General features: G+C 63.2%; 21 protein-coding genes. 13 read left to right on the top strand and 8 right to left on the bottom strand.

Features of this window, described 5'->3' with window-relative positions; translation table 11 throughout:
- The first annotated feature begins 361 nt into the window (after positions 1–361).
- On the top strand, positions 362–727 hold the full coding sequence (locus AC0L2P_RS22360) for a SecDF P1 head subdomain-containing protein (RefSeq protein WP_473504080.1): 366 nt from the start codon (positions 362–364) through the stop codon (positions 725–727).
- A gap of 75 nt (positions 728–802) precedes the next feature.
- Positions 803–2,608, top strand: coding sequence for an adenine deaminase (gene ade / locus AC0L2P_RS22355; protein WP_473504078.1), 1,806 nt, complete (start codon positions 803–805; stop codon positions 2,606–2,608).
- Positions 2,609–2,873: 265 nt separating this feature from the next.
- On the opposite strand, the gene AC0L2P_RS22350 is transcribed toward ade, so the two are convergent.
- Positions 2,874–4,037: an alpha/beta hydrolase gene (locus AC0L2P_RS22350; RefSeq protein ID WP_473504076.1), complete on the bottom strand. Its 1,164-nt coding sequence runs from the start codon at positions 4,035–4,037 to the stop codon at positions 2,874–2,876.
- 133 nt (positions 4,038–4,170) lie between these two features.
- Positions 4,171–5,280, bottom strand: coding sequence for an alpha/beta hydrolase (locus tag AC0L2P_RS22345; protein WP_473504074.1), 1,110 nt, complete (start codon positions 5,278–5,280; stop codon positions 4,171–4,173).
- Between the two features lie 281 nt (positions 5,281–5,561).
- Between AC0L2P_RS22345 and ilvA the strand changes: the two genes are divergently transcribed.
- Together ilvA and AC0L2P_RS22335 are read left to right on the top strand one after the other, a co-directional pair.
- The gene (gene ilvA, locus AC0L2P_RS22340) at positions 5,562–6,818 is read left to right on the top strand and encodes a threonine ammonia-lyase IlvA (RefSeq protein ID WP_473504072.1); all 1,257 of its coding nucleotides are present in this window, start codon (positions 5,562–5,564) and stop codon (positions 6,816–6,818) included.
- Positions 6,815–7,387 (top strand): DUF1697 domain-containing protein, encoded by a 573-nt coding sequence (locus tag AC0L2P_RS22335; RefSeq protein WP_473504070.1) that lies wholly within the window; start codon positions 6,815–6,817, stop codon positions 7,385–7,387. Before ilvA ends, AC0L2P_RS22335 begins: the two co-directional genes overlap by 4 nt.
- An 8-nt stretch (positions 7,388–7,395) precedes the next feature.
- Here AC0L2P_RS22335 and AC0L2P_RS22330 read toward each other — a convergent pair whose 3' ends face one another.
- Together AC0L2P_RS22330 and gloA are read right to left on the bottom strand one after the other, a co-directional pair.
- Positions 7,396–7,689, bottom strand: coding sequence for a DUF2218 domain-containing protein (locus AC0L2P_RS22330; RefSeq protein ID WP_473504068.1), 294 nt, complete (start codon positions 7,687–7,689; stop codon positions 7,396–7,398).
- A 79-nt stretch (positions 7,690–7,768) separates the two neighbouring features.
- Positions 7,769–8,209, bottom strand: coding sequence for a lactoylglutathione lyase (gene gloA / locus AC0L2P_RS22325; RefSeq protein ID WP_473504066.1), 441 nt, complete (start codon positions 8,207–8,209; stop codon positions 7,769–7,771).
- 215 nt (positions 8,210–8,424) lie between these two features.
- On the opposite strand from gloA, the gene AC0L2P_RS22320 reads away from it, so the two are divergent.
- The 4 genes from AC0L2P_RS22320 to AC0L2P_RS22305 all read left to right on the top strand — a co-directional run bounded on the left by AC0L2P_RS22320 (position 8,425) and on the right by AC0L2P_RS22305 (position 10,973).
- Positions 8,425–9,021, top strand: coding sequence for a cold-shock protein (locus AC0L2P_RS22320; protein WP_473504064.1), 597 nt, complete (start codon positions 8,425–8,427; stop codon positions 9,019–9,021).
- A 141-nt stretch (positions 9,022–9,162) separates the two neighbouring features.
- Positions 9,163–9,675, top strand: coding sequence for a DUF192 domain-containing protein (locus AC0L2P_RS22315; protein WP_473504063.1), 513 nt, complete (start codon positions 9,163–9,165; stop codon positions 9,673–9,675).
- Positions 9,676–9,695: 20 nt separating this feature from the next.
- Complete coding sequence (locus AC0L2P_RS22310) at positions 9,696–10,463, top strand: alpha/beta fold hydrolase (protein ID WP_473504061.1); 768 nt, start codon at positions 9,696–9,698, stop codon at positions 10,461–10,463.
- A gap of 204 nt (positions 10,464–10,667) precedes the next feature.
- Positions 10,668–10,973 carry a hypothetical protein gene (locus AC0L2P_RS22305; protein ID WP_473504059.1) on the top strand — a complete coding sequence of 102 codons (306 nt, stop codon included), beginning with the start codon at positions 10,668–10,670 and terminating at the stop codon, positions 10,971–10,973.
- Between the two features lie 39 nt (positions 10,974–11,012).
- Here AC0L2P_RS22305 and AC0L2P_RS22300 read toward each other — a convergent pair whose 3' ends face one another.
- Positions 11,013–11,627, bottom strand: coding sequence for an HD domain-containing protein (locus AC0L2P_RS22300; RefSeq protein WP_473504058.1), 615 nt, complete (start codon positions 11,625–11,627; stop codon positions 11,013–11,015).
- Positions 11,628–11,772: 145 nt separating this feature from the next.
- Here AC0L2P_RS22300 and cysE point away from each other — a divergent pair, with 145 nt between their 5' ends.
- Positions 11,773–12,621 carry a serine O-acetyltransferase gene (cysE, locus tag AC0L2P_RS22295; RefSeq protein ID WP_473504056.1) on the top strand — a complete coding sequence of 283 codons (849 nt, stop codon included), beginning with the start codon at positions 11,773–11,775 and terminating at the stop codon, positions 12,619–12,621.
- A 211-nt stretch (positions 12,622–12,832) separates the two neighbouring features.
- On the top strand, positions 12,833–13,036 hold the full coding sequence (locus AC0L2P_RS22290; RefSeq protein ID WP_023674799.1) for a DUF3126 family protein: 204 nt from the start codon (positions 12,833–12,835) through the stop codon (positions 13,034–13,036).
- A 252-nt stretch (positions 13,037–13,288) separates the two neighbouring features.
- Here AC0L2P_RS22290 and AC0L2P_RS22285 read toward each other — a convergent pair whose 3' ends face one another.
- Positions 13,289–14,020, bottom strand: coding sequence for a hypothetical protein (locus tag AC0L2P_RS22285; RefSeq protein WP_473504053.1), 732 nt, complete (start codon positions 14,018–14,020; stop codon positions 13,289–13,291).
- 120 nt (positions 14,021–14,140) lie between these two features.
- On the opposite strand from AC0L2P_RS22285, the gene AC0L2P_RS22280 reads away from it, so the two are divergent.
- A complete protein-coding gene (locus AC0L2P_RS22280) occupies positions 14,141–14,485 on the top strand; it encodes a DUF6949 family protein (RefSeq protein ID WP_473504051.1) in 345 nt (114 codons plus the stop codon).
- Positions 14,486–14,503: 18 nt separating this feature from the next.
- The gene (locus tag AC0L2P_RS22275; protein WP_473504049.1) at positions 14,504–15,031 is read left to right on the top strand and encodes a gamma carbonic anhydrase family protein; all 528 of its coding nucleotides are present in this window, start codon (positions 14,504–14,506) and stop codon (positions 15,029–15,031) included.
- 57 nt (positions 15,032–15,088) lie between these two features.
- On the opposite strand, the gene AC0L2P_RS22270 is transcribed toward AC0L2P_RS22275, so the two are convergent.
- Positions 15,089–15,835: an SDR family oxidoreductase gene (locus tag AC0L2P_RS22270; RefSeq protein ID WP_473504047.1), complete on the bottom strand. Its 747-nt coding sequence runs from the start codon at positions 15,833–15,835 to the stop codon at positions 15,089–15,091.
- Between the two features lie 30 nt (positions 15,836–15,865).
- Positions 15,866–17,050 (bottom strand): MFS transporter, encoded by a 1,185-nt coding sequence (locus AC0L2P_RS22265; protein ID WP_473504045.1) that lies wholly within the window; start codon positions 17,048–17,050, stop codon positions 15,866–15,868.
- A 95-nt stretch (positions 17,051–17,145) separates the two neighbouring features.
- Here AC0L2P_RS22265 and AC0L2P_RS22260 point away from each other — a divergent pair, with 95 nt between their 5' ends.
- Entirely contained in the window at positions 17,146–18,042 is an 897-nt protein-coding gene (locus tag AC0L2P_RS22260; RefSeq protein WP_473504043.1) for a LysR family transcriptional regulator, read from the top strand.
- Positions 18,043–18,269 lie beyond the last annotated feature (227 nt).

Here is an 18,269-nt window from a genome sequence, read left to right as displayed (position 1 = left end):
CCCCCCAAAAAAAAAAAAAAAATAATTTCTCCATCCGTTAATTTGGGGGCCCCCCCGCCGGCGGGGGGCCCCCCCCCCCCCCCGCGGGGGGGCGGGGGGGGCGCGCCCCCCCCCCCACGGAGAGGGGGACTGCGCTCTACGAAAGAGCCCCCTCTCCGGCCGCTTCGCGGCCACCTCTCCCCCGCTTCGCGGTGGGCGAGGAACCCAGGTCTTGAGAGGTTGGCACGGCGACCCCTCTGTCGCCTTCGGCGACATCTCCCCCTCGAGATCGGCAGCTTCGCCGTTGGCGCCTGCTCCGCAACCGGCATTGCCGCAACAGCGGCGCCGTGCAACATCGGCGGCTTCCGAGGGGGAATTCCTGATGCGCCTGTTCACCTGCCTCATCATCCTGCTGCTTACCTGCGGGTTGACCACGGCCGAACCTTTGACGCTGGCGGTCGCCAAGGCGAGCGTCCTGCGCGATCTCGTGCCGGGGCAGGCGGCGCTTAACCTGGAACTGACGCCGGACAGCAGGAAGGCATTTGCCGAATTCACCAGCGCTAATGTCGGCAAAACGGTCGATCTTAGCGTCGACGGCAGCGTCGTGATGTCGCCACGGCTGGTCGAGCCGATCCTCGGTGGCCAGCTGATGGTCAGCGGCAATTTTGCCCAAGGCGAGCTCACGCGCATCGCCGAACGGATTTCGTCTGGAGATGCAAAGGTGACGGTCGACGTGAAAGCCGAATAGCCGCGCCCGATCCTTACTTCCTCGCTGGTCAAAATCCTCGCGGCTTGGCACAGTCGGGCAAAGAGGAGCCTGTTGATGCCGAAGAATGCGACGAAACCAAAACCCTGGGCCGAGATGGCGACGCATCTGGTCGATGTCGCTATGGGCCGAAAGCCCGCCGATCTCGTCATCCGCAACGGGCGTTGGGTCAACGTCCATTCCGGCGAGATCATCGCCGGCACCGACATCGCCATTGCCGGTGGCCGTTTTGCCTATTGCGGGCCGAATGCCGGACACGCCATCGGCCAGGGCACTAAGGTGGTCGATGCCGGTGGCCGCTATCTGGTGCCAGGGCTTTGCGACGCGCATATGCATGTCGAGAGCGGCATGGTGACGGTGACGGAATTCTGCCGCGCGGTGATCCCGCATGGCACAACCTCGATGTTCATCGATCCGCATGAGATCGCCAACGTGCTCGGCCTGCCGGGCGTGCGGCTGATGCATGACGAGGCGGTCGCCATGCCGGTCAACGTGCATGTGCAGATGCCGTCCTGCGTGCCCTCCGCCCCGGGGCTCGAGCATGCCGGCGCCGAGCTGACCGTCGCCGATGTTGCCGAGGCGATGACCTGGGAAAACATCATCGGGCTCGGCGAGGTGATGAATTTTCCCGGCGTCGCCGCCAATGATCCGGTGATGTCGGGCGAGATCGCCGCAACCGTGAGGGCCGGCAAGACCGTCGGCGGGCACTATGCCTCGCGCGATCTCGGCCTGCCGTTCCACGGCTACGTCTCAGGCGGCCCGGAGGATGACCACGAAGGCACGCGCGCCGAGGACGCCATCGCCCGCGTCCGCCAGGGCATGAAGGCGATGCTGCGGCTGGGCTCGGCCTGGTACGACGTCGCCTCGCAGATCAAGGCGGTGACGGAGAGCGGGCTGGATCCGCGCAACTTCATCCTGTGCACCGACGACAGTCATTCCGGTACCCTCGTGCATGAAGGCCATATGGACCGCGTCGTGCGCCACGCCATCAGCCAGGGCTTGAAGCCGGTGACCGCGATCCAGATGGCGACGCTCAACACCGCCCAGCACTTCCAGCTGGAGCGCGAGATTGGCTCGATCGCGCCGGGTCGGCTCGCCGATCTGCTGATCGTTTCCGACCTGGCCGAAATGGCCATCGACGAGGTCTATGGCCGCGGCGTCAGGCTGGCCAAGGGCGGCAAGCTCGAAATAGACATTCCGGCCTATGACTACCCGAAAACAGCGAAGAACACCGTCAAGCTTGGCAAGAGGCTCAAGGCCGGCGATTTCGACATCGCGGCACCCATGGGCGCCAACGAGGTGCGGGTGCGCGTCATCGGCGTTATCGAGAACCAGGCACCGACGCGGGCGCTGGAGGCCGATCTTGCGGTGGAGGACGGGCTGGTCGCCATGGACCGCCGCAACGATATCTGCCAGATCGCGCTGGTCGAGCGCCACAAGGGCACCGGCGGCGTCACCAATGCCTTCGTATCCGGCTTCGGCTATATCGGCGACTGCGCCATGGCCTCCAGTGTGGCGCACGATGCCCACCATATCATCGTCGTCGGCACCAACAAGCAGGACATGGCCCTGGCCGTCAACCGGCTGGGCGAGGTCGGCGGCGGCGTCGTGCTGTTCTCCAAGGGCAAGGAGCTGGCGCTGGTCGAGATGCCGATCGCCGGGCTGATGTCGGACGAGCGGGCGGAAATCGTCGCCGCAAAGGCGGACAAACTCAGCGACGCCATGCGCCAGATGGGCTGCTCGCTTAACAACGCCTACATGCAGCACTCGCTGCTGGCGCTGGTCGTTATCCCGGAGCTCAGGATTTCGGACGTCGGCCTGATCGACGTAACGACTTTTCAAAAGGTTGATTTGTTCGTTTGACGAACCTTTGAACGCCGGCGGGACAGCGCCCCCCTCTGTCCTGCCGGACATCTCCCCCACGAGGGGGGAGATCGGCAGCTTCGCCGCCGGCGCTCGTTCAGCACGTTGGCGATTGGCGAAAGCCGAGGTGGCGGCCAATCTCCCCCCAAGTGGGGGACATGTCCGGCAGGACAGAGGGGGGCGCGAAAGATCGCTACAGGGCGTTTTTATTGACTCGCGATCAACCACCAACGTTGCCGATTGGCAGCAGAGGTCGGCGGCCGCTTCACCCGCCGGTGGCGATGGTCAGCACCTTGAACGGCGTGGTGATGACGATTTCGGCGACCGAGCCGACGGCCTTGCCGAGGCCCTGGCCGAGATTGTCGAGCTGGGCCGGCGCGGTCTCTTCGGGGGCGAGGCCGGCGGGGGCGCGCAGGCGGTCACCGAGCAGCTGCACCAGGAACGGGTTGTCGGCGAACTTGGCGTGGTTCAGCCGGTCGCCGCCCTTGGTCTTGGTCAGGTCGACCACCGAGACGCCATAGCTGGCGAGGTCGGCCGCGTCGCCATAGTCGCCGACGCGCGGCTTGTCGCCGGAGATCAGGGTCGACAGCCTGAGCGCCCGGTCGTCGCCCGAAAGCAGCACGGCGAACGGTTTGTCGGGCTTGCCGTAGCGGATCATCTGCTTCTTGAACACGTCGACGTCGATGTCGGGCGACGCCAGGATGACGTAGCCGAGCTTGCCGCCGAGGTCGCGGTCGCCGGTGATGGCAAGCTGGCGCAAGGCTTCCATCGTCACCCAGGTTCCCATCGAATGGGCGATGATGTCGATGCTCTTGGCGCGGCTCTTGGCAAGCATGCGCAGCGTCGTTTCGAGATCGTCGCGCGCCGCATTGGCGCTTTCCTTGTCGTAGATGTAGCCGGTCGTCTTGCCGCTCGACGCCCACGAAAACAGCACCGGCGTTCCCGGGTATTTGGTGTCGTGCGCGATCTGCGTCAGCCGGTAGATGCCGTCGTCGAAGCCGTTGTTGAAGCCGTGCACGAAAACCAGCGCGCGGTCGCCGCGCATGGCGATATCGGCGCCGACCGCCTTGGCGAATTGCGGCGCGCTTTCGTAGAAGGTGACGCCGGTCGCCGTGAAATCCTTCGCCGGATTGCTGTTGGCCGAGCCCTTAACCCGCTCGATGGCGCCGACCTGGTGGATCTTGGGCACCGTCACCTCGACGCTGGCAAAGCTGGTGGTCGGCGAACGGTCGCCGTCGAACACCTGCCGGGGCGCTTTCGTTGCCTTTTGCCGGGTTGTGGCGACGAAGATGTTATGCGTCGCCGCGATATCGGAAGCAGGCACGGTGATCGTGGTCTTGTTGAGCAGATCGTGCGTGTTCTGGCCGGCGCAGCCTGCCAGCGCGAGCGCGAACGCAACGACGAGAAAGATCTTCGAAGGCACGATCACGCGGGCTCCCGCAAAGGTGACGTCGAGCCGGAGACGTCTTGGCCTATTCGATAGAGGCAGAGACCGGCACGGTCCAGTTCAAACTGTTCCGATGGTGCGGCAATGGTCAACAATGACTGCCGCGCAATTGCAGCTATTGTCCGACCGAGGCGATCCGGTCGGTCACCTCGCGATCGCTGGCAAACCCGTCATCCTCGCGCAGCTTCTGGCCGATCAGCTGCACCAATTCCGGATTGTCGGCGAATTTGGTGTGGTTGAAGCGGTCGACTCCCTTGACGCTGGAGAGATCGACGACCGACACGCCATAGCTGGCGAGGTCGGCGACATCCTTGTAGTCGCCGACCCGCGGCCGCGCGCCGGCAATCAGGCCGGACAGCCGTAGCGCCCGGTCGTCGTCGGAGAGCAGCAGGATGAACGGCTTGTCCGGCTTGCCGTAGCGGCGCATCTGGCTCTTGAAGACGTCGACGTCGATGTCGGGCGAAGCCAGCACGACGTCGCCGAGCTTGCCGCCGAGATCGCGGTCGCCGGTGATGGCGAGCTGGCGCAGCGCTTCCATGGTGACCCAGGTCCCAAGCGAATGAGCAACGATGTCGATGCGGCGCGCGCCGGTCTGCGCCAGCATTCTCAGCGTCACTTCGAGCTGGTCGCGAGCAACGCTGGCGCTTTCCTTGTCGTAGACATAATCGGTGGTCTTGGCGCCCGACGCCCAGGAAAACAGCACGGGCGTGCCCGGATAGCCGGAATCATGGGTGATCTGAGTGACGCGGTAGACGGCGTCGTCGAAGCCGGTGTTATAGCCGTGGACGAATACCATGACGCGGCCGCCGCGCGCCGCGATGTCGGCGCTGAGTGCGCTGGAGAATTTCGGCTGGGTGTCGTAGCCGACGACCTCGGAAGCCATGAAGTATTTGGCCGGATCGTCCGACTTGCCGCGCGAGCGTCGCTCGATCTGGCCTGTCTTGTGGATGCCGGGGACGGTGACGTTGACGCGGGCATAATTCAGCGTCGCCGAGCGCTCGCCGTCGAAGACCTTGTTGGGATCGTCGGAGCGCTTGCGCGTGGTGGCGATGAAGATCGAGTGGTTGCCGGCGATTTCCGTCACCGGCACCGCCACCATGGCGCTGCCGAGCAGTTCCTCGGTTTGGCGGCCGCCGCAGCCGGCGAGCAGCGCGGCAAGGACAATGATGCAAATCGTCTTCAAGGGCACTAAAGCAATTCCACTTCGGCCTAACCAAAGGCCCATCCACCTCCGCCGCACCTCCCGGACAGGCGAAGTGCGGCGGAAGTAAGTCGCAGGCGCCGAAATGCGCTCAACGCCTCGCGACTGCCATCGCACTGTTGCGCGAAAGCCAGAACGGCGGGAGGCGGATAGGGAACTCGCAAGGCAATCACTTCAGGTCTGCGCCAACGCCGATAATCCGCCATCAAATGCGCAGCGTATGCTAGGTTCTCGACACCGCATCGTGGCAAACCAATGGGCATGCCGTGTTGCTCACAGAACATGCGATCCGGGGTGCTCTTGCCATGACCAGTTTCTCCTCTCGCGTCGCTGCCGCCGCTGCCGCGATCCGCGAGATCTTTCCCGAAACGCCGCTGCAGGAAAACGACTATCTGTCGAAGAAGACCGGCGCGCGGGTGCTGCTGAAGCGCGAGGACCTGACGCCGGTGCGATCCTACAAGATCCGCGGCGCCTTCAACTTCTTCCGTAAGACGCTGGCCGCCGGCAACAATGCCGAGCTGTTTGTCTGCGCCTCGGCCGGCAATCACGCGCAGGGCTTTGCCTTCGTCTGCCGCCATTTCGGAAAAAAGGGCGTTGTCTTCATGCCGGTGACGACGCCGCAGCAGAAGATCGACAAGACGCGGCTGTTCGGCGGGGAATTCGTCGAGATCAGGCTGGTCGGCGATTTCTTCGACGACTGCTATCGCGCCACACTCGAATTCACCGAAACCGCCGGCGCACACATGGTGCCGCCTTTCGACCATAAGGACATCATCGAAGGGCAGGCGACCGTCGCCTACGAAATATCAGGCCAGATGCCCGGCGCGCGCATGCCCGATATCGTCATGCTGCCGGTCGGCGGCGGCGGCCTGGCCGCCGGCGTCACGCATTATTTTGCCGACCAGCAGCGTGAAACACGTTTCGTCTTTTGCGAGCCGGCAGGCGCCCCGAGCCTGAGCGAGAGCCTTGCCGCCGGAAAGCGGGTCAAGCTCGCCAAAGTCGACAATTTCGTCGACGGCGCGGCGGTGGCCGAGATCGGCCGCGAGCCGTTGCGCCACCTCAAGGAGTTTGCCGCCGACGCCGTGCGGCTGATCCCGGAAAACCGGCTCTGCGCCACCATGATCGAAATGCTCAATGTCGAAGGCGTCGTGCTCGAGCCGGCCGGCGCGCTGGCGATCGATGCGCTCAAGGATTATTCCAGGAAGGAAATCAGGGGCAAGACCATCATCGCCGTGGTGTCGGGCGGCAATTTCGATTTCGAGCGGCTGCCGGATGTGAAGGAACGAGCGCTGCGCTTCGAGGGCTTGAAGAAATACTTCATTATCCGCTTTCCGCAGCGGCCCGGCGCGTTGCGCGATTTCCTCGAATTGCTTGGTCCCGACGACGACATTGCCCGCTTCGAATATCTGAAGAAATCGGCGCGCAATTTCGGTTCGGTGCTGATCGGCATCGAAACCAAGGATCGCCGCAATTTCGACCTGCTCAAGGCGAATTTCGACGCCGAGAGCGTCCATTACCAGGACATCACCGAAAACGAGACGCTTGCCGGGTTCATCATATGAGCAGCAACGATTTTCCAAACACTCAGGCGAAGGTTTTTATTGCGCTGTTTTCCGGCATCAATGTCGGCGGCAACCGCATCGTCAAGATGGCGGAACTCAGGTCATTCTTCGAGCAGCTCGGCTTCTCCGATATCGCCACCTACGTGCAGAGCGGCAACGCCGTGTTCCGGTCGCCAGATGGCGACGCGGCGATGCTGACCAGGCGGTTGGAAGCGGAATTCGAGAAGAAATGGGGGTTCCATTCGCGCATCATGGTGCGCGATCTCGGCTGGCTCGAGCGGCTGGCGGCAGACAATCCCTATCCGGAAGTGGTGGGCGAGCCAACCAAGCTGCACGCCTATGCGCTGGAGCGCCAGCCGACCGCCGAAGAGGTCGCCCGGCTGGCGGAAAAATGCACCGGGCCCGAACGCTTCGAGATCAAGGGCGACGTGCTCTACCTGTATGCTCCCGACGGGCTTGGCAAATCGGTCTTTGCCAATCTCATCCCGCGCGTTCTGAAGGTGCCCGGCACGGCGCGCAATTGGCGCACCGTGCTGATGCTGCTGGAGATGGCCAGGGCCGGCGGTTGACAGGTCGTCTACGCAGCCGGAGCGCGTTTCCAGTCGAATGCCAGCTCCTCACGGAAGGCAAGGCGCTTGATGTGCTCGGCGACGACCGTTTCCAGGCGCTCGAGCGAGCCGGCCTCGTCGGTTGTCACGGCAATGTGCAGCGCTGCCGGGTCCGCATCGAGAACCGTGCGGCCGAGCGTCAGATCGATTCTGCCGTGATTCGGGTCGAATTCGACCGGGAATTTATGCGCCCAATGTTTGCACAGCTGCTGCAGATAGCGGCTGGCATGTTCGGTGGCGACATCGACATGGCTGGTCGGCACGAATGAATTCTCCCTGGGAATGCGGACGCGAAAACCCGAATCACGGCCTGCCTACGTCCGCTCAAGATGGCGTAATCGGCTACCAGCTGCCGGTGTTCGGCATCGACGCCCACGGTTCGGCCTTCGGCTTTGCCGGACCTTTCTGCAACAGCTCGATCGAGATGCCGTCCGGCGATTTGACGAAGGCCATGTTGCCGTCGCGCGGCGGCCGGTTGATGGTGACGCCATTGTCCATCAGCCGCTGGCAGGTGGCGTAGATGTCGTCGACCTCATAGGCGAGATGGCCGAAATTGCGGCCGCCCGTGTAGTCTTCCGGATCCCAATTGTAGGTCAGCTCGACCAGCGGTGCCTTTTCGGAGATGCCGCTTTGCTCGTCTTCGGGCGCGGCGAGGAAGATCAGCGTGTAGCGGCCTTGCTCGTTTTCATGACGGCGCACTTCCTTGAGGCCAAGCTTGTTGCAGTAGAAATCGAGCGAAGCATCGATGTCGGCGATGCGGACCATGGTGTGCAGATAGCGCATGATTTCCTCCTTATGTTGCGTTGCGGCGCAACATAGGGGCGGCCCGGCGAAAGGGCAATTGGCCACGCTTGCCGGCGCCGGCAAATGACAAATCCGCTATTCCTGTATGGAACCGTGAAAAAAGGCACGTCAGGTCTTGCACACACCGGAAGCCGGGGTGTTAATCTGACACCAAGAATCAGTTGCAGTGTTTCTTGAAAAAAGGGGGCGTTCTTATGGGGGAAAAGGCCTCTTTCATGGGGCGGGACGGGGCCGGTAACGATGCGTTGAAGCGGGATGAGAGCGCCGATACGGCCGATCTCGTCGAAATCGCCGGCGCCATCAAATGGTTCGACGTGGCCAAGGGCTACGGGTTCATCCTTCCCGATGATGGTGCTTCGGGCGACATCCTCCTCCATGTGACATGCCTTCGAAAGGACGGATTTCAGACCGCCCTGGAAGGCGCCCGTGTCGTCTGCCTGGTCAAGCAGGGCGAGCGCGGGCTGCAGGCCTTCCGCGTGCTCTCGATGGATGTCGCCACGGCGGTGCATCCGGCGGAGATGCAGGAGCAGCGCACCCATGTCGCGGTGACGCCGGAAAGCGGCCTCGAACGGGCGCTGGTCAAATGGTTCAACCGCACCAAGGGGTTCGGCTTTCTGACCCGGGGCGAGGGCACCGAGGACATCTTCGTCCACATGGAGACGCTGCGCCGCTACGGCATCACCGAGCTCCGGCCGGGCCAGGTGGTGCTGGTTCGCTTTGGACGCGGCGATAAAGGCCTTATGGCTGCCGAAATTCACCCCGATATGGGTACCTTGCCGGTCTCGCATTAGGGTCTGACCCATCCCCATGGAATCGGGATGGAGCTCCATCTCTCTTTGCTTGACCATCATTTCTCTTTGCTTGACCATCATTTTTTCCGAACCGTAGGTTCGGGATCATGGTCTGGCACCATTTCCGGTCGAGGATTTTGAATGGCTCACAGGAACCGGCTGACAGCTGCCGCGATTGGCGCCGCGATCGCCTTTGTCGTCGCCACCGGCGCTTTCTTCTATTCGCTGGGATCAACTTCGGCGGACAGCCGGGCGATGATCCTGCCGGTCGATCCGACGCCGCTGGTCGCGGTGACGAAATCCGGTGAGCGCTCGTTTTCGGTCGAAATCGCCGACACCTCCGCCGAACGCGAGGCCGGCCTGATGTTTCGCGAAGAGATGGCCGACGATCACGGCATGCTGTTCGTATTCGACGCCGAGCAGGAGGTGAACTTCTGGATGAAGAACACGCCGATGCAGCTCGACCTGATCTTCATCGGCCAGGGCGGGAAGATCCGGGCGATCAGGCAAGGCGAGCCGCAATCAGAAGCGATTGTCTCGCCCGGCGCGCCGGTTCGCTTCGTGCTCGAGCTCAAGGCGGGCACCGCCGCCAGGAACGGCATCGAGGACGGCGACCTGTTGCGCCACCCCGCAATCGGCACCGCGCCCAACTGAGCGCGCAGGATTCGCGGCAGATGCAGTTTTTCTCCCATGACAGGTTCGAGATTGCTTTCCTTGACCGCCAGCCGGCATCGGGGCAGGGCGATCCGGTGCTGATGATCCATGGCTTTGCCTCGAGCCATTACGTCAACTGGGTGTCACCTGGCTGGTTCAAGACGCTGAACGACGCCGGTTACCGCGCCATCGCCTTCGACAATCGCGGCCATGGTTCGTCCTCGAAGAGCTACGACGAAGCGCAGTACACGCCGGCAAAAATGGCGTCCGACGCGGCAGCGCTTTTGAACCATCTCGGCATCGAACGCGCCCATGTCATGGGTTATTCGATGGGTGCGCGCATATCGGCCTTCCTGGCGCTCTCCGACCCGGACAAGGTGGCGACGCTGGTCTTCGGCGGTCTCGGCATCGGCATGGTCGACGGCGTCGGCGACTGGGATCCGATAGCCGACGCCCTCCTGGCCGAGGACCCGGCAGCCACCAGCGACCCGCGCGGCCGCTCGTTCCGCGCCTTCGCCGATCAGACCCGCAGCGATCGCCGGGCACTCGCCGCCTGCATCGCCACCTCACGCGAATTGCTGAGCGAGGCCGACCTTGCCCGCATTGCCCAGCCGACCTTGATTGCGGTGGGAACCAAGGACGACATCGGCGGCTCGCCGGATGAACTCGCCGCCCTGATGCCCAACGCCAGGGCTTTTCATATCGAAGGCCGCGACCACATGCTGGCGGTCGGAGACAAGACCTTCAAGCAGCGCGTGCTGGAGTTTTATGCCGAGCATCCGCTTTGATGGACGGCTCCCCCAAAACGGGAGTTGGGCTTGAAGCCGGAGTGCTTAGCGATTTTGCAACAATAACAGCGGTAAGTAAGCATAAAGCGCGGATCGCTTCAAATTCCGCCACACGCTCAACGGAGGCTGGGGGGAACGATGGCACAATGGGGAAGGACCGACGCCGCTTTGCCGGGAGTCATTGCAAAAAGTAGGTTCGGCGAATTGTCGGTCTTATTAGCGCTGGCCGCTTTGGCGGCAGGGGCGATCGCGATCACCGCGTTGGTAGCAATGCCGAGCGACGCGTCCGCACTGTTCCAGAACAGTGCGACCGGCTTCTTTGCCGCGGTATTTTTTCTGGCCGGGCCATTGGCGCATCTTACCGGCGTGGTCTTCGGGTTGATGGCGCTGGGCCGTCCAAACGACAATCGTGTGCTCGGCCTGGCTGGCGTCGTCGTCAACGGCGCGTCGCTTGCGGCCGGGGTGTTCATGTTGTGGACAATGGCATCGACGATCGGCGCGTTTACCTGATTTTCGGGCCAGACCTCCGGCAGGCAAGCCAGCGTCGGGCTAGGATCCGCTCGGGCTGTGCCCAAGCGCCTGGAGTGAGCGCGCCATGTTTTGCCGGGCCTGGGTTTCGAAGCGCCGGCGGAACTCCTCGCTGTGGAAGATATACGGGCGGGCGAGGAAGCCCTTTAGCACAGCGGCACGGCCGGCCCGCCACATCGGCTCATCGAGCCACCGATATTCACGGCGGACCGCCTGTTCATAAGCGTCGAACACGTCGGGCGCGGCACCCAGGATCGCCAGGTCCATGTCGAGCAACAGCGCGGCGTCGGGAACCGAATGCTGGTCGCCAAGGGGTGGCAACTCATGGCCGGCGGTGGCAGTGATCATTGCCGCGATGCGGCCGAGGCGTTGTGCATCGGCGCGACCGGCAAGCTTTTCCTCGGCAAGTGCGGCGCTCCTCGCCTCATTGTCCTTGGCGCGGCTGTCGTAGATTGCGTCGTGGAACCAGATCGCCGCTTCGACTGCTTCAGCATCGTGCAGCAACGCCTTGTAATCATTGGCCAGCGCCAGCATTGCGTCGATGTGGCCGAGGTTGTGATAATGGCGGTCACTGGCCTTGTAGAGCGCGGAAAGCTCGCGCTTCAGCTTCTCATCGATCAAGGTTGCGTTTTCCATGGCTGCTTGAAATTCCGCGAACCAAATCCATTTGACGAAGCACCAAGGAAAATTGAGTTCACCCGTGCTATGATCTGGCTTATAGGTGCAGCCGGAGAATAGGCAAGCCGCCAAGCCGAGACATTTGGATGGCCGGAGACATCAGATGAACAGCGTTACGATTTCCCGTCCCACCATGGTGCAGCCGGTAGATCCGATCTGGCGCTCGATCCGCGACGAAGCGATGGAAGCGGTCAACCGCGATCCGCTGCTGGCGGCGTTCCTCTATTCGACCATCCTCAATCAGGAAAACTTGGAAGAAGCGGTCATTCACCGGCTGGCCGAGCGCCTCGCCCACCAGGACATCGGCTCCGACCTCATCCGCCAAACGTTCAAGGCGATGGCGGCCGACGACAAGGACTGGTCGACGACGGTGCGCGTCGATATCCAGGCCTATTATGACCGCGATCCGGCCTGCGACCGCTTCATCATGCCGGTGCTCTACTTCAAGGGCTTTCATGCCATCCAGACGCACCGGCTGGCGCATTGGCTGTGGAACCAGGGCCGCCAGGATTTCGCGCTGTATTTGCAGAGCCGGTCGTCCTCGGTGTTCCAGACCGACATCAATCCGGCCGCCCACATCGGCAAGGGCATCTTCCTCGACCACGCCACCGGCCTCGTCGTCGGCCAGACGGCGGTGATCGAGGACGACGTGTCGATCCTGCACGGCGTCACGCTGGGCGGCACCGGCAAGGCCGGTGGCGACCGCCATCCCAAGATCCGCTACGGCGTGCTGATCGGCGCCGGCGCCAAGATCCTCGGCAACATCGAGATCGGCCATTGCTCGAAGATCGCGGCGGGTTCGGTGGTGCTCTCGCCGGTACCGCACAATAAAACGGTTGCCGGCGTGCCGGCCCGCGTCGTCGGCGAGACCGGCTGCGACCAGCCTTCGCGGCAGATGGACCAGCTGTTGCCATCGCAGACGATGGACCACGTCGTCAGCTTCGACATCTGAGCGCTTAGGGCAGGGGCTGAATTCCTGCCCCTATGCCGGCTTGCCTTTACATGGCCATTGTCGACGTGCCAGAAGCGCGTTCACCAATGCATGTCGCCCAAAGTGCCCAGCGGTTTTGGGATGGCGACATGCATGAAGCAAGATTTAAAGCGCGTCGTATCGATCTCTTCAGACGCGATGCACTTTAGCAAGCGACGATCGGAGAAGACTGTTGAAGCCGGACGAAATCAGAAAGCTGGACGCCTATTTCAAGCGCACCTTCCAGAACCCCAAACTCGAAGTGAAGGCGCGGCCGCGCAAGGAAGATTCGGCCGAGGTCTATGTCGGCGACGAGTTCCTCGGCATCGTCTTCAAGGATGAGGACGACGGCGATTATAATTTCTCGATGGCGATCCTCGACATCGATTTGGCCTGAGCCGGGAATTTAGCTGGCGTCAGCGGGACAGCGCCCCCCTCTGGCCTGCCCTCTTTGCCACCACTTGGCATCTCCCCCACTTGGGGGGAGATTGGCAGCTTCGGCGCTGCGCTCTTCCTGCAACATTGGAGATTGGCGAAAGCCAGTGTGACGACCGATCTCCCCCCTCGTGGGGGAGATGTCAAGTGATCGTAAAGAGGGCAGGACAGAGAGGGGCGCGAAGGATCGCTACGGAACGACCCGTTTTGTTGCCTAACGCCCAGCCTTCAGCACACGTGCTGCCTCGCCCGAAATCGCAGCGTCGAGCGCGTGCCAGTCGCCCAGGAATTCCCGGGGGAAGCGGTAGGTGAGGCTGAGATTGTCGCCGATCAGGATGTCGCGTTCGCAGGGCGCCAGCGATTCGTCGGCGCTCGGGCCGCTCAGGCAGCGTGCGACGAACGGATCCTTGCCGGGGCGGTCGGCGACCGCCAGCACTTCGTTGAGATAGCCTGATTTTTCGCTGAAGGCGTAAAGCGTGGTGCCGCCAGGGCCGGGCGTACCCGGTTTGGCGATCAGCGCGCTGTAGATCGGCGCGAAGCGCCCGCTCATGTCGCGCGACATCATCTGCGGCTCGAACGACAGGAAGACGATGTCCTTGCTGGGTCCGGTGTGGTTGAAGTCGTTGCGGGCAGCCTCGCTGTAGCCGTCCATCTCGGGATAGCGCAGATAAAGGTCGAGCCGCGAGGTGATGCCGTCGCGCCGGGCCTGGCCAAAGCGGATGACATTGGCCGGCACGGCGATGATGTTGTTGCCGATGACGACCTTGTGGACCGTGGTGTCGTCGGTGTATCCGGCCATGGCGATCGAGCGGCCGAACCATTTGCCGCCAAGGCTGATCGCCACCGAAAGCAGCGCCAGCGTCGCGAACGTATAAAACACCCGCTTCATCAGCGTCGAATCGACGACGCCGAGTTGCGGGTTCTCTGTGGCGGCTGCCTGCTTCATCGCGACCCTCGTTACCGTCCCATCGGGTGTGCCTCAGCGGCACATCTCGGCGCGGCACGGCTCTTGCTACGCAGCTTTTGCAGGCGACTGTGCGATTTCATGGTAAACGGAGGGTAAAAGATGGGTCCGGTCGAACAAATCATATTCAGTTTTATGGCTGGGCTGACGGCGTGCGGCCTGGCCGGATCGGCGATGGAGCTGATCGCCGGCCGCAAGCTTGCCTTCGTCCAGCCCTATGTGTCGTCGAAGCACATGCTGCGCTCGCTCGCTGCGACGGCTTGCGCCGGGCCGCTGATGTTCGCCAATGAGGTGCTGGACGCCTGGCGCGAGCGCCGCATTTCGGTGCTGGAGCTGATCTCCTGCGGCTGTACGGCGACCGTCTGGGCGCTGGCGCTGGGCATGGTGGTGATCGCCATTGCGTCGTGGGCGGCTTCGCTTCTAGGGTCAGGCGGCTTGTCGGTGTGAGACCATCTGGAGACAGCGATGCCGATCTACGCGATTGACGGAAAAGCGCCCGCCTTCGAGGACGCCGACAGCAACTGGATCGCGCCCGACGCCACCCTGATCGGCAATATCAGGATCGGCCGCAATGCCGGCTTCTGGTTCGGCGTCGTCGTCCGCGGCGACGACGAGCCGATCGTCATCGGCGCCGATACCAACGTGCAGGAGCACACGATCATGCACACCGACGCCGGCTTTCCGCTGACCGTCGGCCAAGGCTGCACGATCGGCCACCGTGCCTTGCTGCATGGCTGCACGATCGGCGACAACAGCCTGATCGGCATGGGCGCCATCGTGCTGAACGGCGCGAAGATCGGCAACAACTCGCTGGTCGGCGCCGGCGCGCTGGTCACCGAAGGCAAGAAATTCCCTGACAATTCGCTGATCGTCGGCTCGCCGGCGCGCGTCGTCAGGATGCTCGACGAAGCCGCAATCGCCAGGCTGCGCGCCTCGGCCGCGCATTATGTGGCCAACGGCAGGCGGTTCAGGGCTGGGTTGAAGAAGGTCTAGCCCACCCGGAATGGTGGAGCCGGGCCTTAGGATATCGAAAGCATAGCCCCTTCCAAGTCAAACCGGCTGGGCGGTCGGCCGGAACAAGATCTCGTTGATATCGACGTCGTCGGGCTCGTTGATCGCGAAGGCGACCGTGCGGGCAAATGTATCTGGCCCCACGGCGATCTTGCTCACGAAGTCCCTGGTGCCCTGCTGGATATCCTTCTCGCTGATATGCTCGAGCAACTCTGTGCTGACAGCGCCCGGCGAGATCACCGTTGTGCGGATGTTGTAGGGTTTCACCTCTTTCCGCAGACCCTCGGACAGCGCACGCACGGCGAACTTGGTGGCGCAATAGACCGTCGCACCCGGGTCGACCACATGGCCATAGACGGACGAGACATTGATGATGTGCCCCGATCGCTGCTCCTTCATGTACGGAAGCGCGGCCGCGATGCCGTAAAGGACGCCCTTGATGTTGACGTCGATCATCCGGTCCCATTCGTCGACCTTGAGCCGTTCGAGCGGGGCTAACGGCATGAGGCCCGCATTGTTCAGCATCACGTCGATGCGGCCGAATTCCCGGATCGCCGTGTTCACCAGGTTGTGGACCTGGCCGGCGTCGGTGACGTCCGTAGTGACGGCCTTGGCTTTGTGCCCAGCGGCGGTCAGTTCCTGGACAAGGGCGTCGATGCGGTGTGACCGGCGTGCACCCAGAACCACGGAAGCGCCTCGCGCGGCAAGATGGCGTGCCGTTGCTTCACCGAGGCCGCTGCTGGCACCGGTGATGACGACGACCTTGTTCTCGATTCCTTCAGACATGCGATTCTCCTAGACAAGAATTGAAAGAGTTCAGGTGCGGGGCCCGGCCGAGGCGGCGAGTAGGGCCGAGCCTGTGAGCAGGACGGCGCTAAGAAGGAAGGCGCTCCACCAGCCGGCCACGTCGAACAGCAGGCCTCCTGCGATGGCGCCGCCCGCGATCGCGAGCTGGATCAGGGCGACCTGGAGGCCACCCCCGGCCTCCGGGTCTTCAGGGATGAGCGTGGTCATCCAGGTGTTCCACGCCACCGGGATCGGGGTCGCGAACAGTCCCCAAAGAACCAGCAGGCCGGCCGTAGCGCCTGCAAACGGTCCAAAGGCAATCAGCAGTAGAGCGAAGACCGCGAGTGCAGTCGGCAGCCCGATCAGCACGACTGTCAGGTGCCGCCGGAGTATGAGGCCGATGATCGACAGTCCCGCCAAGCCACCGAGGCCGACGCCCAATAGGGCCATTGAGAGGGTGTTCACCTCCAGGCCCGTCACGTTTTCCAGAAACGGCCGCAGATAGATCGAGAGCGCGTTCTGCCCGATGAAAGCGAGCCCGGTCGCGCCCATGCCGATGGCGAATCTGCGATTCCGCAGCAGGCCGAACATGCTCGACACCGAGGCGGTCTCCATCGGTGGCATCTTCGGGAGAACGGCCAACTGCCACACGAGCGCCGCGAGGCCGATGGGGACAGTGACGAAGAAGGTTCCTCGCCATCCGATCAGCGATCCGAGAAGGCTGCCGACGGGCGCGGCGATCACCAATGCGAAGGCAGTGCCGCCCTGGAGCAAGGCAATGGCCTTGGGCAGGTCTGGTCCCGCGGCCAGGCGGGCCAGAATGGCCGTCGACAGTGACCAGAAACCGCCGATCGCGATGCCGACCAGCGCCCGCCCGGCCAGGAAGACCAGGAAGTTGGGAGCAAGCGCCACCGCCAGGCTCGATGCGGCCAGCACTGCCGTAAAGAGCAGAACCACCGTCCGTCGGTCGACGTTTCGCAACACCGAGTTGTCGAAGAGGCTGGTAACCACGGCGAAGAATCCGGACACCGCGATTGCCTCGCCGGCCTGACCCTCGGAGACAGCCAGATCCTGAGCGATCGAGGTGAGCAGGCTCACCGGCAGGAACTCCAGTCCGACCAGAAGGAAGGTCAGCAGCGACAGGCAGACCACCGCAGACCATGGAGTCGTGCTGTCAGCAGCGGCGGCCTCGCCCAGCGCGAGTTCAATGGTCATAAGCAGTCTCCTGTCCGTTCGCGAACTAGGTAGTCGGGCTGGCCAAATGCGACTAGCGGGTATAATTTTGATGTGGTTGTGAATGAGGCTCATCAATGCCACGCGACGAGTTCGCCGAAATGCGCGCGTTCCTGGAGATCACCCGGACGCGGAGCTTCACTCGAGCGGCCGCCAAGCTCGGGGTCACTCCGTCGGCTCTTAGCCACACCATCAAGTCGCTGGAGTCGCGGCTTGGCGTCCGTCTTTTGTCTCGCACCACGCGCGACGTGGCCCCGACTGCGGCCGGTCAACGCCTCAGGGAAGGCATCGAACCGCATTTCGAAGGGATCGCGGCTGAGGTCAGCGCTCTCGGCGTCCTGCGCCACAGGCCGTCCGGGAACATTCGCCTTGTGTGCACGGACGATTCGGTCGACATTGTCTTCCGCGCCCGGCTGCCAAAGTTCCTGAGCGACTTCCCCGACATCAATGTCGAACTGGTGGTCGACAACGCCTTCACCAACATCGTCGAGCGCCAGTTCGATGCCGGTGTGCGGCTGGGCGAGTCCATTGCCCGGGATATGGTAGCCGTGCGCATCGGAGCCGACGTAACCTACACCGTCGTCGGCTCACCCCATTACTTCGCCCACCGGTCACCGCCCGAGACGCCGCAGGAGCTGACCGACCATAATTGCATCAACTACCGGCTGCCGACGTCAGGATCGGTCTATGCCTGGGAATTGCGGGAAGGCGCGCGCGAGTTCAGCGCTCGGGTCGAGGGGCAGCTGACGCTTAACAACATGGGGCCGGCGATCCAGGCCGCGCTTGACGGTGTGGGCTTGGCCTATCTACCGCGCGAACTCGTCCTTCCACACATTGAGAGTGGCCTTCTCCAGGAGGTCCTGACCAATTGGTGCCCGACGTTCCAGGGCTACCACTTGTATTATCCAAGCCGACGCCATCCCTCTCCGGCGTTTTCCGCCTTTGTCGACGCGTTCCGTATCAGGGGCAAGTAACGGGGTTTTCGACGGCAAACGGCAGCTCGAATCCAACAAACGGGTCGTGCGACAGCTTGGATGACGAAGCGCAGCTGGAGGCAAGGCCGAGATAACTGGATCGAGATGTGTTCCGCCGGAAATGGTGGAGCCGGCCCGGGGACGGGGCCGGCTCCTTAAACCCGGTCGTTGGGGACGGGGGGGGGGGGGGCTCGCCCCGGGTTTGCGTAGCGTCCAAAGCGGGCGCG

It is taken from the genome of Mesorhizobium sp. WSM4836 (genome assembly GCF_055811815.1).
This window is presented reverse-complemented; position numbering and strand designations above follow the sequence as displayed.

Excerpts from the sequence above, each read along its gene's own strand:
- AC0L2P_RS22260 (WP_473504043.1), top strand. The coding sequence starts at position 17,146 with ATGCCACGCGACGAGTTCGCCGAAATGCGCGCGTTCCTGGAGATCACC.
- AC0L2P_RS22320 (WP_473504064.1), top strand. The coding sequence starts at position 8,425 with ATGGGGGAAAAGGCCTCTTTCATGGGGCGGGACGGGGCCGGTAACGAT.
- ilvA (WP_473504072.1), top strand. The coding sequence starts at position 5,562 with ATGACCAGTTTCTCCTCTCGCGTCGCTGCCGCCGCTGCCGCGATCCGC.
- cysE (WP_473504056.1), top strand. The coding sequence starts at position 11,773 with ATGAACAGCGTTACGATTTCCCGTCCCACCATGGTGCAGCCGGTAGAT.
- AC0L2P_RS22345 (WP_473504074.1), bottom strand. The coding sequence starts at position 5,280 with ATGGGCCTTTGGTTAGGCCGAAGTGGAATTGCTTTAGTGCCCTTGAAG.
- AC0L2P_RS22335 (WP_473504070.1), top strand. The coding sequence starts at position 6,815 with ATGAGCAGCAACGATTTTCCAAACACTCAGGCGAAGGTTTTTATTGCG.
- AC0L2P_RS22265 (WP_473504045.1), bottom strand. The coding sequence starts at position 17,050 with ATGACCATTGAACTCGCGCTGGGCGAGGCCGCCGCTGCTGACAGCACG.
- AC0L2P_RS22280 (WP_473504051.1), top strand. The coding sequence starts at position 14,141 with ATGGGTCCGGTCGAACAAATCATATTCAGTTTTATGGCTGGGCTGACG.
- AC0L2P_RS22310 (WP_473504061.1), top strand. The coding sequence starts at position 9,696 with ATGCAGTTTTTCTCCCATGACAGGTTCGAGATTGCTTTCCTTGACCGC.
- ade (WP_473504078.1), top strand. The coding sequence starts at position 803 with ATGCCGAAGAATGCGACGAAACCAAAACCCTGGGCCGAGATGGCGACG.
- AC0L2P_RS22315 (WP_473504063.1), top strand. The coding sequence starts at position 9,163 with ATGGCTCACAGGAACCGGCTGACAGCTGCCGCGATTGGCGCCGCGATC.
- AC0L2P_RS22285 (WP_473504053.1), bottom strand. The coding sequence starts at position 14,020 with ATGAAGCAGGCAGCCGCCACAGAGAACCCGCAACTCGGCGTCGTCGAT.
- gloA (WP_473504066.1), bottom strand. The coding sequence starts at position 8,209 with ATGCGCTATCTGCACACCATGGTCCGCATCGCCGACATCGATGCTTCG.
- AC0L2P_RS22300 (WP_473504058.1), bottom strand. The coding sequence starts at position 11,627 with ATGGAAAACGCAACCTTGATCGATGAGAAGCTGAAGCGCGAGCTTTCC.
- AC0L2P_RS22360 (WP_473504080.1), top strand. The coding sequence starts at position 362 with ATGCGCCTGTTCACCTGCCTCATCATCCTGCTGCTTACCTGCGGGTTG.
- AC0L2P_RS22275 (WP_473504049.1), top strand. The coding sequence starts at position 14,504 with ATGCCGATCTACGCGATTGACGGAAAAGCGCCCGCCTTCGAGGACGCC.
- AC0L2P_RS22270 (WP_473504047.1), bottom strand. The coding sequence starts at position 15,835 with ATGTCTGAAGGAATCGAGAACAAGGTCGTCGTCATCACCGGTGCCAGC.